Annotated in this window: 10 protein-coding genes; 2 read left to right on the forward strand and 8 right to left on the reverse strand. The window is 71.0% G+C overall.

Going from position 1 to position 12,513, the window contains the following annotated elements; all coding sequences use genetic code 11:
• Window positions 1-320: 320 nt before the first annotated feature.
• Both ACFZA2_RS10910 and ACFZA2_RS10915 read left to right on the forward strand, forming a co-directional pair.
• Window positions 321-920 (forward strand): vitamin K epoxide reductase family protein, encoded by a 600-nt coding sequence (locus tag ACFZA2_RS10910; protein WP_391404403.1) that lies wholly within the window; start codon window positions 321-323, stop codon window positions 918-920.
• Between the two features lie 24 nt (window positions 921-944).
• Window positions 945-1,181: a PLDc N-terminal domain-containing protein gene (locus ACFZA2_RS10915; protein ID WP_391404405.1), complete on the forward strand. Its 237-nt coding sequence runs from the start codon at window positions 945-947 to the stop codon at window positions 1,179-1,181.
• Between the two features lie 244 nt (window positions 1,182-1,425).
• Here ACFZA2_RS10915 and ndk read toward each other — a convergent pair whose 3' ends face one another.
• The 8 genes from ndk to ACFZA2_RS10955 form a co-directional block, all read right to left on the reverse strand.
• The gene (gene ndk, locus ACFZA2_RS10920) at window positions 1,426-1,842 is read right to left on the reverse strand and encodes a nucleoside-diphosphate kinase (protein ID WP_103209139.1); all 417 of its coding nucleotides are present in this window, start codon (window positions 1,840-1,842) and stop codon (window positions 1,426-1,428) included.
• Between the two features lie 3 nt (window positions 1,843-1,845).
• Window positions 1,846-2,268, reverse strand: coding sequence for a DUF4233 domain-containing protein (locus tag ACFZA2_RS10925; protein ID WP_391404408.1), 423 nt, complete (start codon window positions 2,266-2,268; stop codon window positions 1,846-1,848).
• Entirely contained in the window at window positions 2,256-3,608 is a 1,353-nt protein-coding gene (locus ACFZA2_RS10930; RefSeq protein WP_391404411.1) for a bifunctional folylpolyglutamate synthase/dihydrofolate synthase, read from the reverse strand. The genes ACFZA2_RS10925 and ACFZA2_RS10930 overlap by 13 nt, the downstream gene beginning before the upstream one ends.
• Window positions 3,605-7,015, reverse strand: coding sequence for an isoleucine--tRNA ligase (ileS, locus tag ACFZA2_RS10935; RefSeq protein WP_391404414.1), 3,411 nt, complete (start codon window positions 7,013-7,015; stop codon window positions 3,605-3,607). Before ileS ends, ACFZA2_RS10930 begins: the two co-directional genes overlap by 4 nt.
• A 441-nt stretch (window positions 7,016-7,456) precedes the next feature.
• Entirely contained in the window at window positions 7,457-9,004 is a 1,548-nt protein-coding gene (locus ACFZA2_RS10940; RefSeq protein WP_391404417.1) for a dipeptide ABC transporter ATP-binding protein, read from the reverse strand.
• On the reverse strand, window positions 9,001-9,831 hold the full coding sequence (locus ACFZA2_RS10945; RefSeq protein WP_391404420.1) for an ABC transporter permease: 831 nt from the start codon (window positions 9,829-9,831) through the stop codon (window positions 9,001-9,003). The genes ACFZA2_RS10940 and ACFZA2_RS10945 overlap by 4 nt, the downstream gene beginning before the upstream one ends.
• Entirely contained in the window at window positions 9,828-10,805 is a 978-nt protein-coding gene (locus tag ACFZA2_RS10950) for an ABC transporter permease (RefSeq protein WP_391404423.1), read from the reverse strand. The genes ACFZA2_RS10945 and ACFZA2_RS10950 overlap by 4 nt, the downstream gene beginning before the upstream one ends.
• Before the next feature lie 25 nt (window positions 10,806-10,830).
• On the reverse strand, window positions 10,831-12,444 hold the full coding sequence (locus tag ACFZA2_RS10955; protein WP_391404426.1) for an ABC transporter substrate-binding protein: 1,614 nt from the start codon (window positions 12,442-12,444) through the stop codon (window positions 10,831-10,833).
• Window positions 12,445-12,513: the final 69 nt, after the last annotated feature.

Below are 12,513 nucleotides of genomic sequence, written 5' to 3' on the forward strand. Positions count from 1 at the left end.
GACGAAATCTCATGCAGCGCCGCACCCGGCGGGGCTGCGAACTCACTCGGTCTGCAGCAGGCCTGCGGCTCGTGCTGCGAAGGGCGGTCATCGCCCGAAGTCTTCTGGGTGATGTTCCTGCGGCGCGGCCGCGGTCACATCAGCTTTCATTATCGCACGGACCGGCGAAACAGCCAGCGGACGGTCCCGTCGAGCGGCCCGATCGACGGCGACGGGCGACACGCGGCGGCATCCACCCCTCCCGTGGGGCGCCTCCCGCGTTCGCTCGACGCCGAGAGGCCCACAGCGGGCCGATATGCCGACGGTGGCAGAATCGCCCCATGAGCGAAAGCGTCACCCCCCGTCGTCCGATCGGCGTCGCGATCTGGTTGATCCTCGCGGGCGCGGTCGGATGGTGGGCGGCGTTCTCGCTCACCATGGAACGCTTCCATCAGCTCATGAACCCGGGCGCCGCCGCCTCGTGCGACTTCAGCGTCCTCGTGCAGTGCTCGACCAATCTGCAGTCGTCGCAAGGGAGCGTCTTCGGTTTCCCCAACCCGATCATCGGCCTCGCCGCGTGGATCGCGCCGATCGTGGTCGGAATGGCGCTGCTGGCGGGTGCCCGGTTCGCCCGGTGGTTCTGGGTGCTGTTCTGGCTCGGGTTCGTCTTCGCCATCGGCTTCGTCGTCTGGCTCATCGCGCAGAGCCTCTTCGTCCTCGCGACCCTGTGCCCGTGGTGCATGGTCACGTGGTCGGTGGTCATCCCATCGTTCTTCGTGGTGACGTTGCACGTGCTGCGCGAGGGCGTGATCCCGGGCGCGCCGAAGGTGCGCGAGGTCGCCGACCGACTGATGGTGTGGGTGCCCCTCATGAGCTTCGCGTGCTACGTCGTCGTCGCCGTGCTGGCGCAGGTGCGCCTGGACGTGCTGTCGCAGCTCTGACACGACCGCGGTAGCGTTCGGGACATGGATGCCGTGAACCCCCTGATGCCCGCGACGAGCGACCTCGTGTGGTCGGGTGGCGCCGTCGTGGCGCTGGGGCTCGCGATCTGGGGGCTGGTCAGTCTCTCGCGCGCGGCCGGTTCGGCGTCGTCACCGGCGGTGGCACTGTGGGCGGCGCTCATTCTGCTGGTGCCCGTGCTGGGTCCGGTGGCCTGGCTCACGGTGGGTCGCCGGAGCGCGGTGAGTCGTCCGCACGTCTGAAACGCGGGGCCCGAGCGCGCCCGGCGGCACAGAGTCCCGGGGGCGGTGGCGTCGACAGGCTCAGCCACCCGGGTCGCGAGCGGAGGTCCCTGACCCCGTCGAAGGGGCCGGGATCCGCCGGGGCGGTGGCGTCGACAGGCTCAGCCACCTCACGCCGCGACAGGCCGGCGGTGCGTCACGACAGGCCCGCGGGAGTGACGAAGGCCGCCACCCTCTCGGGCGGCGGCCTTCTCGGCATTCGGGCTCAGGCGAACCAGATCGCGAGCTCGCGCTCCGCGGATTCCACGCTGTCGCTGCCGTGCACGAGGTTCTGCTGCACCTTCAGGCCCCAGTCGCGGCCGAAGTCGCCGCGGATGGTGCCGGGAGCCGCGGTGGTGGGGTCGGTCGTGCCGGCGAGGGAGCGGAAGCCCTCGATGACGCGGTTGCCCGCGAGGCGGATCGCGACCGAGGGGCCCGACATCATGAACTCGAGCAGCGGCTCGTAGAAGGGCTTGCCCTCGTGCTCGGCGTAGTGCCGGGCGAGGGTCTCACGGTCGGGCTCGACCAGGCGGATGTCGACGAGGGCGTAGCCCTTCGCCTCGATGCGGGCGAGGATCGCGCCGGTCAGGCCGCGAGCCACGCCATCGGGCTTGACCAGGACGAGGGTCTCTTCGGTGGCCATGGGTCATTCTCCGTTCGAGAGGTCGGGGTCGGCGGCCCGCCGCGCGTTGGCACGATCGAGGGCCGCTCCCTTGATCGTCGCATACGCCCACATGCCGCCGAAAATGAGAGCGACCACGGCGAGGGCCGGGACCAGGAACCCCCCGAGCAGGAGGAGCACCTGCAGCCCCCACCCGGCGAACAGCGCCCAGCGATGCCGCAACGAGCCCGAGACCGCGACCATGGCGACGGCGAGGACGACACCGCCGACGATCCCCCACCACGGCTCGATGCCGAACGGGAGCACCTTGAGGCCGTAGACCACGAGACCGCCGAGGAAGACGATGATCGACTCGAAGCCCAGGACCACCGCACCGAGGGACTCCTGCGCGCCGCGCTGACGACGGGGCCGCGGGGCACGCGGTTCGCGCGGGCTCAACCCTGCCACCCGGCCTTCCAGTCCTCGAGTTCCGACAGGCGCAGGGCCTCGCCCGCGAGAACGACGGACCCGGCGATCACGACAGCCCGTCGGTCGGACTCGACGGCCCAGGAGCGCGCCGCGTCGGCAGCGTCCTCGAGCGTCGGGTGCACCGTCACAGGCAGGTCGGCGGCCTCGGCGACATCGGCGATCGCATCGGGATCGGTCGCGCGATCGCTGTCGGGCGCGGTGGCGAAGACCCGGGCGACGGCCGGGGCGAGCGTCGTCATGATGCCCGCGGCATCCTTCCCCTCCAGGATGCCGACCACGGCGCCCCATTCGTCGATGTCGAACGACTCCTTCAATGCCGCGACCAGGGCGCGGGCGCCGTGCGGGTTGTGGGCGGCGTCGACGAACACGGTCGGCGCGGTACCGAGGAGCTGCAGGCGGCCCGGCGAGGTCGCGTTGCCGAGGCCGTCGGCCACGACGTCGGCGTTGAGCGGCTGCTCTCCCCCGCCGATGAGCGACTCGACCGCTGCGACGGCGAGGGCGGCGTTGGCGCCCTGGTGCGCGCCGTAGAGCGGGAGGTAGACCTCGCGGTAGCTCCCGGCCACTCCGCGGATCGACACCTGCTGCCCGCCGACGGCCAGCGTCTGGTCTTCGAGGGCGAAGCCGTCGCCCGCCACGGAGACGGTGGCGCCCTCCTTCTCGGCGCGCGCGCGGATGGCCCGCAGCGCCTCGAGCGGTTGGGCGGCCGTGACGACCGCCGCACCGGGCTTGATGATCCCGGCCTTGACGGTCGCGATCTCGGCGATCGTCGACCCGAGGCGGTCCGCGTGGTCGATGTCGATCGGGGTGAACACCGCCACGTCTCCGTCGGCGGTGTTGGTGGAATCCCACTCGCCGCCCATGCCGACCTCGAGCACGAGAACGTCGATCGGGGCGTCCGCGGCGACCACGAACGCGAGCACGGTGAGGAGCTCGAAGAAGGTCAGCGGAGCGTCGTCGGATGCCGAGAGCTCGGCATCCACCATGTCGATGAACGGCTGGATCTCGTCCCACGCGTCGGCGATCGCGGCATCCGCCACGGGTTCGCCGTCGATGAGGATGCGCTCGGTGAAACGCTCGAGGTGAGGGCTGGTGAACAGTCCCGTCCGCAGGCCCATCGCGCGCAGCAGGCTCTCGATCATGCGACTGGTCGATGTCTTGCCGTTGGTGCCGGTGACGTGGATCACGCGGTACGTGCGCTGCGGGTCGGCGAGCAGCTCGAGCACGCGGCGCGTGCGTTCGACGCGCGGCTGGACCCACTGCTCGCCCTGGCGCTCGAGGAGCGCGCTGTAGACGGCGTCGGCGCGGGTGCGATCGCTCATGCGGGGGCTCCGATCCGCGCGACGGCGACCGTGACGGCACCGACGTTCGCGTAGGTCTTGGCGGCGAGCTGCGTCTCGTACTCGGCGGGCAGGGCGGAACCGCGCTCGATGAGCCGGCCCTCGGGACCGGCCAGCACGACCGCCTCGGCGAGCGTCTCGGAGGCCACCCCGGCGACGTCGAACGCCTGGGCGACCGCCTGAGCGTCCGCGTCATCGACGAAGGTGAGCGAGAGGAAGATGCGGTCGCTTACCTTGAAGCCGGCGGCCTTTCGGGTGTCCTGGATGCCACGGATCATGTCGCGTGCCAGGCCTTCGGCTTCGAGCTCGGGGGTGAGGGTTGTGTCTAGCACCACGACTCCATCGCCGCTCAGCAGAGCGACCGCGGCGTCGGGGTCAGCGGCCTCAAGCACGACCTCGAACTCGCCCGGCATCAACTGGATGTCATCCACAACTATGCCGTCGCCGGAGTACCGCCACTTACCGGCTCGAGCGGCGACAATCGCCCTTTGCACGTCGCGTCCAAGGCGCGGACCCGCGACCCGTGCATTCACGGATACTCGCTGGGTCAGTGCGATCTCGGCCCCGTCGCGACCGCTACCGGTCTCGATCACGTTCCGGACATTCAGCTCGGACTTGATGACGTCATAAAACTCGGTGAGCTTGGGGAGATGTGTGGCATCAATCTGAAGCTGCCGCAGAGGCTGACGAAGCCGAATACCCTTCTTCTTTCGCAGCCCTTGAGAGACTGAAACAACGTCTCGAAGAACCCCCATCCGCCAGACCAGATCCTCCTCGACCGGGAAGGCGGCGGCGTCCGGCCAGTCCTCAAGGTGCACGCTGCGCCCACCTGTCAGGCCTTGCCAAACGCGCTCTGTCACGAGCGGAAGAAGCGGGGCCGCGACGCGAGTAAGCGTCTCGAGCACCGTGTACAGCGTGTCGAAGGCTTCGCGCGTTCGGTCATCCCCCGGAATCACCCCAACCCAAAACCGCTCCCGAGACCTGCGGATATACCAATTGGTGAGCACCTCGGCGAAGTCGCGCAATCGACTGGAGGCGGTCGTTGAGTCAAGACCCTCAAGGTCTGAGGCGACTTCGCGAACGAGGGCTCCCGTCAGCGCCAGGATGTAGCGGTCGAGGACGTTGGTCGAGTCTGTTCGCCAGACCGCTGCGTAACCGGCGTCGGGATCCGCGGCATTCGCGGAGCTTGCAGCGTTGGCGTACGTCGCGAAGAAGTACCACGCGTTCCACAGCGGCAGCAGGAACTCGCGCACGCCCGAGCGGATGCCCTCCTCGGTCACGACGAGGTTCCCCCCGCGCAGCACGCTCGACGACATGAGGAACCACCGCATGGCATCCGAGCCGTCACGGTCGAAGACCTCGCGGACGTCGGGGTAGTTGCGCAGCGACTTCGACATCTTCTGCCCGTCGTTGCCGAGCACGATGCCATGGCATGACACGCCCGTGTAGGCCGGGCGGTCGAAGAGCGCGGTCGACAGCACGTGCATGACGTAGAACCAGCCGCGGGTCTGTCCGATGTACTCGACGATGAAGTCGGCGGGGGCGTGCTCGTCGAACCACTCGTGGTTCTCGAAGGGGTAGTGCACCTGCGCGAACGGCATCGAGCCGGAGTCGAACCACACGTCGAGCACGTCCTCGATGCGGCGCATCGTCGACTGTCCCGTCGGGTCGTCGGGGTTGGGGCGCGTGAGGTCGTCGATATACGGGCGGTGCAGGTCGACCTCGCCCTCGGAGTTCACCGGCAGGCGACCGAAATCGGCCTCCATGTCGGCGAGCGAGCCGTACACGTCCACGCGCGGATAGCTGGGGTCGTCGCTCTTCCACACCGGGATCGGCGAACCCCAGTAGCGGTTGCGGCTGATCGACCAGTCGCGCGCGCCCTCGAGCCACTTGCCGAACTGGCCCTCCTTGACGTTCTCGGGCACCCAGGTGATCTGCTGGTTGTTCGCCAGCAGGTCGTCCTTGATGTCGGTCACGCGCACGAACCAGCTCGACACGGCCTTGTAGATCAGGGGGTTCCGGCAGCGCCAGCAGTGCGGGTACGAGTGCTCGTACGACGCCTCGCGCAGCAGCCGGCCGGCCTGCGTGAGCAGACGGATGAGGGGCCGGTTGGCCTCCATCCAGAGCTCGCCCGCGACGTCGGTGACGGCCGAGAGGAACCGGCCGCCGTCGTCGAGCGAGATGATGGTCGGCAGGCCCGCGGCATCCGCGAGACGCTTGTCGTCCTCGCCGTAGGCCGGAGCCTGGTGCACGATGCCGGTGCCGTCGGAGACGGTGACGTAGTCGTCGACGAGGATCTTCCACGCGTTCTGCGTGCCCCACGTCTCGGCGTCGGCGTAGTAGTCGAAGAGGCGGTCGTACGACACGCCCTCGAGCTCCGCGCCCAGGACCGTGGTCTGCACGGCCGCGCGGGCGGCATCCGGGCTCTCGTAGCCCAGGTCTTTGGCGTAGTTCGGCAGCAGGTCCTCGGCCAGCAGGTAGCGGTGCGCGACGGCTTCGAAGGCTTCGTCGGCGGTGCCGTCGGGAGCCCGGTGCACGTCGGCGGCGCCGTGGGGTCCGCCCTCGATGACCGCGTACCGGATGCCGGGACCCACCGCGAGCGCGAGGTTCGTCGGCAGCGTCCACGGCGTCGTCGTCCACGCGAGCGCGCGCACGCCGGTCAGGCCCAGCGCCTCGGCCTTCGCCCCGACGAGCGGGAACGTCACGGTGACCGACGGGTCCTGACGCATCTTGTAGACGTCGTCGTCCATGCGCAGCTCGTGCGTCGACAGCGGCGTCTCGTCGCGCCAGCAGTACGGCAGCACGCGGTAGCCCTCGTACGCGAGGCCCTTGTCGTGCAGGGTCTTGAAGGCCCAGAGGACGCTTTCCATGTAGGTCGTGTCGAGCGTCTTGTACCCGCGCTCGAAGTCGACCCAGCGCGCCTGGCGCGTGACATAGTCCTGCCACTCGCGCGTGTACTCGAGCACCGAGTCGCGGGCCTTGGCGTTGAAGGTCGCCACGCCCATCGCCTCGATCTCGTCCTTCTCGGTGATGCCGAGCTGCTTCATCGCCTCGAGCTCGGCGGGCAGGCCGTGGGTGTCCCACCCGAACACGCGGTCGACCTTCTTGCCGCGCATGGTCTGGAAGCGCGGGAAGACGTCCTTCGCGTAGCCGGTGAGCAAATGACCGTAGTGCGGCAGGCCGTTGGCGAAGGGCGGGCCGTCGTAGAACACCCACTCCTCGGCGCCCTCGCGGTTCGCGATCGACGCACGGAAGGTGTCATCGCTCTCCCAGAACGCGAGCGTGTCCTGCTCGATGGCCGGGAAGCGGGGGCTGGGGACGACGGATGCCGTCTCCGCGGCGCTGAGGTCAGCGGCGGGGCCGAAGGATGAGGGGCGAGGGTAGGTCATGTCTCTCCGCGGGTCGAGGTCTGCTCGCCGGGACGATCCTGTGGGGACCGCGGTACCACCCTGCATTGCGCCCCGCGACGGAGCGCCACTCTCACTGCGGCTGTGACGGGCCTGCCCCGCGCGGTTCTAGTCCGGGCCTGGACCCGTTTCTTCCACGAGCTCCCCGGTGATGGCCGGATCGACGCCGTTCCCCCCATTCTACGCGAGCCGGGCGTCTTACGCGGCGGTTGTCAGGAGGTACCGGACGCCGCTCAGGTCGAGTGTCCACGACACGCCGCACGGCACGGAGCGATGCGGCGTTTCGTGGACGCTCAACGCTCAACGCTCAACGCTCGACGGGGGCGGGCCCGGGCGCCGGGCGCGGCGTGCGGAGGGCGTGCGGCCGCGGGGCGGGCGCGGGGGAAGGGATGCGGCTGCGGGGGCCGGCGACCCGGAGCGGGCTCAGGATGCCGCGGGGCCCAGGCCGGCGGCGGCGAGCAGCTCGCGCGTGAAGGGGTGCCCGGGGTCGGCGAAGACGCACGAGACGGCGCCCGAGTCGACCACTCGACCGTCCTTCATCACGATGACGTCGTCGGCGATCGCGGCGACCACGTCGAGGTCGTGCGTGATGAACACCATCGCGAGGTCGCGCTCGGCCTGCAGCGCGAGGAGGCGGTCGAGGATGCGCGCCCGCACCGAGGCGTCGAGGGCCGACACGGGCTCGTCGAGCACGAGAAGATCGGGCGATACCGCCAGGGCGCGAGCGATCGCCACGCGCTGCCGTTGCCCGCCGGAAAGCTGTGCGGGACGACGGCGCACGAACCCCGGGGAGAGCCCGACCTCGTCCAGCAGCGCGGCGACGGCGGCGCGGCGCCCCCTGCGCGGCACCCCTCCGGCGGCGACGGCCTCGGTCAGGGTTCGTCCGACCGTCCATCGCGGGTCGAGCGCGCCCCACGGATTTTGCTGCACCAGCTGCACGCGCGTGCGCGCGGCGCCGACGGCGACCCGCGATGACCAGGGACGGGCGTCGAAGCGCAGCGACCCGGCATCCGGATCCGTCACCCCCACGATCATGCGGGCGAGGGTCGTCTTGCCCGAGCCCGACTCCCCCACCACCGCGAGGGTGCGCCCGCGGCGCACCGCGAGCGAGACGCCGTCGACCGCCACGCGATCGTCGAAACGCTTGACGAGGCCCTCGGCGCTCATCAGGGGCTCGTCGGTGCGCGGGGCCCGGCCGAGCGGCTCGTGCGAGACCGCCGCCACGAGCGCTCGCGTGTGCGGATCGCGAGGGGATGCCAGCACCTCGGCCGTCGCACCGGTCTCGATGACGCGTCCCTCGTGCATGACGACGATGCGATCGGCGACCCGGGCGACCGCACCGAGATCGTGGCTGATGAACACGACCGCCACGCCGTCGTCGGCGATGCGGCGGAGCAGGCCCAGCACGCGGGCCTGCACGGTGGCATCCAGTGCCGTCGTGGGTTCGTCGGCGACCAGCACCGCGGGGTGCGCCGCCAGCGCGGAGGCGATGAGCGCGCGCTGACGAAGGCCCCCCGACAGCTCGTGCGGGTAGTGCCGCGCACGCTCGTCGGGCTCCGGCATCGCCACGCGCTCGAGGCTGTCGCGCACCCGGGTGGCGAGAGCGGCACCGCGCACCGCGGGCTCGTGGATGCGGACCGGCTCGGCGACCTCGGCACCGATGCGGCGCAGAGGATCGAGCGAGACGAGGGCGTCCTGCGACACCAGCGCGATGCGACGACCGCGGAGCCCTCTCCACTGCCTCTCGCCGAAGCCGCGCGCGTCGACGCCATCGATCTCGAGCTCGTCGGCCGTGCTTCGCAGGTTCGTCGGCGTGAGCCCCAGCAGCGCCCGGGCGCTCACCGATTTGCCGGTGCCCGATTCGCCGACGATCGCGACGCATTCCCCCGGCGCGACGTCGAGGTCGAGACCGCTGACGATCGCGCCCGACGGACCCTCGATCCGTAAGCCCCGCACCCGTACGCCGCTCATGCGCCCCGCTCCTCGACCCGTGCGCGGAGGATGCGGCCGATGACGCTGACGCTCACCACGGTCGCGGTGATCGCCACCCCCGGGAACAGCGCCACCCACGGGGCCTGCAGCAGGAGGTTGCGCCCCGCGGAGAGCATGAGGCCCCACTCCGGCGTCGGCTCGGTGGGACCGAGTCCCAGGAAGCTGAGCCCCGCGGCGGCGAGGATGCTCGTTCCGATCCCGATGGTCGCGAGCACGCTGACGGCACCGAGCACCCCCGGCAGCACGTGGCGCACGTGCACCACGGGGGCGGGAACGCCGATGAGGCGCGCCGCTTCGACGTGCTCGGCCGCCGCGAGCGAGCGCGTCTGCGCGCGCGCGAGTCGCACGTACACCGGAACCGCCGCGATCGTCACCGCGATCGCGACGTTGACCGCGCCGGGACCGAGCACCGCCACCACGAGCAGCGCCACGAGGAACTCGGGGAAGGCCAGCAGCACGTCGACCACACGCATCACGGCCGCGTCGACGAAGCGCGGCGCCACGGCCGACAACGAGCCCGCCACGACGCCGACCGCGAGCGCCAGGGTGGTGGCGAGCAGGCCGATGCCGACCGAGCGCCCTGCCCCGTGCACGACGCGCGAGTAGACGTCGCGGCCGCTCTGATCGGTGCCGAACCAGTGCGCCGCGCTGGGCGGCTGCAGCGCGGAGCGCACGTCGGTGAGCAGCGGGTCATGGGTCGCCAGCAGCGTCGGCGCGACGGCGGCGAGGGCGATGGCCGCGAGCACCACGCCCGCGGCGCCCAGCGCCGCCGTTCGTCCGGCGCGGCTCGTCGCGCGCCCGCTCACGACGGCACCGCCGTCCGCGTGCCGAGGGCAGGTCCCGCGGAACGCAGCCGCGGGTCGATGAGGGGCACGACGAGGTCGACGATCGTGTTGACCACGACGAAGACGAGCGCGCTGAGCAGGATCACCCCGGTGATCACGGGCAGGTCGCGGTCGGTGATGGCGGTGAGCGTCACGCGGCCGATGCCCGGTCGGGCGAACACGGTCTCGACCAGCACCGCCCCGCCCAGCAGGGATCCGACGAGGTAGGCCGCGAGGGTGAGTCCCCCGACGCCCGCGTGCCGCAGCGTGTGGTGCACGCTCTCGCGCACCGCCCCCGCGCCGCGGGCCCGCACGGTCAGCAGGAACGGTTCGCGCTCGGCCGCCTCGACGCCGTCGCGCAGCACCTGCGACAGCAGGGCCGCGACGGGCAGGGCCAGCGTCACCGCGGGGAGCACGATCGCTGCGCCGTCCCGCGCCCCCGACACCGGGAACCACCCCAGCTGGAACGAGAACACGCTGAGCAGCACGAGCCCCGTCCAGAACACCGGCGACGACAGCACCACGAGCTCGATTCCGGATGCCACGGCCCGGCCCGTCCGCCCGCGCACGAGCAGAGCGGATGCCAGGGCCAGCACCAGCGCGATCACCAGAGCGAGCGCCGAGAGCTGCAGGGTCGGTCCGAGCTGCCGGCCGATCACCTCGGTCACGGGCAGGCGCAGCTGGTACGACTCGCCCAGGTCGCCGCGGGCGAGGCGACCGAGGAACGCCGCATATTGCTCGAGCACCGGGCGGTCGAGGCCGAGATCGCTGCGCATCGCCGCCTTGACCGCATCGCTCACCTGCGCCTGCGGCCCGAGCATCACCTCGACGGGATCGCCCGGGATGACGCGGAAGGCCACGAACGCCAGGGTCGCCGCCCCCCACAGGACCAGGATCACGGATGCCACGAGCCCGCCGATGCGCGTGAGGATCGCGCGCGGGCGAGAGCGTGGCATCCGGTATCCGTCGTCGGAGGGGCGCTCAGCCGACCGTGGCGGTGGCGAAGAGCGGACGACCGTAGAGGTCGAAGCTCAGCCCGGTGACGTCGGGGCGCACGGCGCTGATCAGCGTGGGGCTGTACAGGGGCACGATTGCGGCGTGCTCGGCGTTCCACTGCTGCACCTGGGCGTACACGTCGTTGCGCGCGGCCGTGTCGGTGGTCGAGGCGCCCTGCTCGAGGAGGGCGTCGATCGCCGGGTCGCTCACCTGCGAGGCGTTCTGGAACCCGTCGGTCGCGAGGTGGCTGCGCAGCAGGTCGGGGTCGACGCCGGAGAAGCCCCAGTCGGTGACGTCGTAGGTCTTCGGGCCGTACTGCTCGTTGTACGCGCCCGGCTCGAGCACCTCGCGCTGCAGGTCGAAGCCCACGGCCTTCAGGTCGCTCTGCACGGCGTTGGCCAGCGCGGCGCGGTCGTCGGGCACGGGGGTCCAGGCGATCCAGCGGGCCGTGAGGCGCTGGCCGTCCTTGGTGCGGATGCCGTCGGCATCCCGTCCGGTCCAGCCGGCCTCGTCGAGCAGGGCGTTCGCGGCGGCCGGATCGAAGGGCCACGAGTTCTCGAGGCTCGCGTCGTAGCCGGGGGTGGTGGCGCCGAGGATGCTCCACGCGCGAGGGTATTGGCCGAAGAAGATCTCGCTCACGGCGGTGTCGACGTCGATCGCACGGGTGAACGCCTGGCGCACCTTCTGGTCGGCGAAGACACCGTACTTCTCGTTGAGGAAGAGCGAGTAGGGCAGGCCCGGGTAGGCGATCGACTGGACGGTGTCGTCGGCCGGCACCTGCGACACGAGGTTCGGCGGCAGGTTGGTCACGACGTCCGCCTGGCCGCTGGAGAGCGCCCCCACGCGCACCGAGGCCTCGGGGAGGATGTCGACGCGCAGCGTCTTGAAGGTCGGCGCGCCGGCGCCGTCGGGACCCCAGGTGTAGTCGTCGTTGCGGGTGTAGACGATGTCCTGGTCGGGCGTGTACTCGGTCAGCTCGAAGGGGCCCGTGCCGACGGTGACGTCGGGACCGCCCGCGGCGAGCTGGTCGGCCTTGGTTTCGAGCACCTTCGGAGAGTAGAAGCCGAGCAGCGCCGTGCTCGCGGCCTGCAGGAACGGCGCGTACGGCTGCGTGAACCGCACGCGCACGGTGTGCTCGTCGACGACGTCGGTGCCCGCGTACAGCTCGCCGCCGAGCATGCTCGCGGCCTGGGCGGATGCGGTGTCGGGGTCGACGATGCGGTCGAAGTTCGCCTTGACCGCGGCCGCGTCGAAGGGCGTGCCGTCGTGGAAGGTCACGTCGTCGCGCAGGCGGAAGAGGTAGCTCGCGCCGCCGTCCTCGATGTCCCACGACTCGGCGAGCCAGGGCGAGAACGATCCGTCGGCCTCTTGGAACACGAGCGAGTCGAGCACGGCACGCTGCACCATCGCGGTGACGTCGAGCTGGCTGGTCTGCGGGTCCATCTTGCCGGCCGAGAGGTTCGCGCCCTCGATGGCCCAGACGATCTCGCCGTCACCGGATGCCGCCGGGTCGGACCCGGCGCAGGCGGAGAGGGAAAGAGCGGCGACCGCGCCGACGGCCACGGCCGAAAGGACGCGGCGGGAAAGCTGAGAGGGCATGACGAAACCTCGAGGTATCGGGTGGGGAACCTCCAGCCTACCGATGTTCCTGGACCGGGTGCGGAAAGT

It is taken from the genome of Microbacterium sp. NPDC007973 (assembly GCF_042958465.1).
GTDB lineage: Bacteria > Actinomycetota > Actinomycetes > Actinomycetales > Microbacteriaceae > Microbacterium > Microbacterium galbum.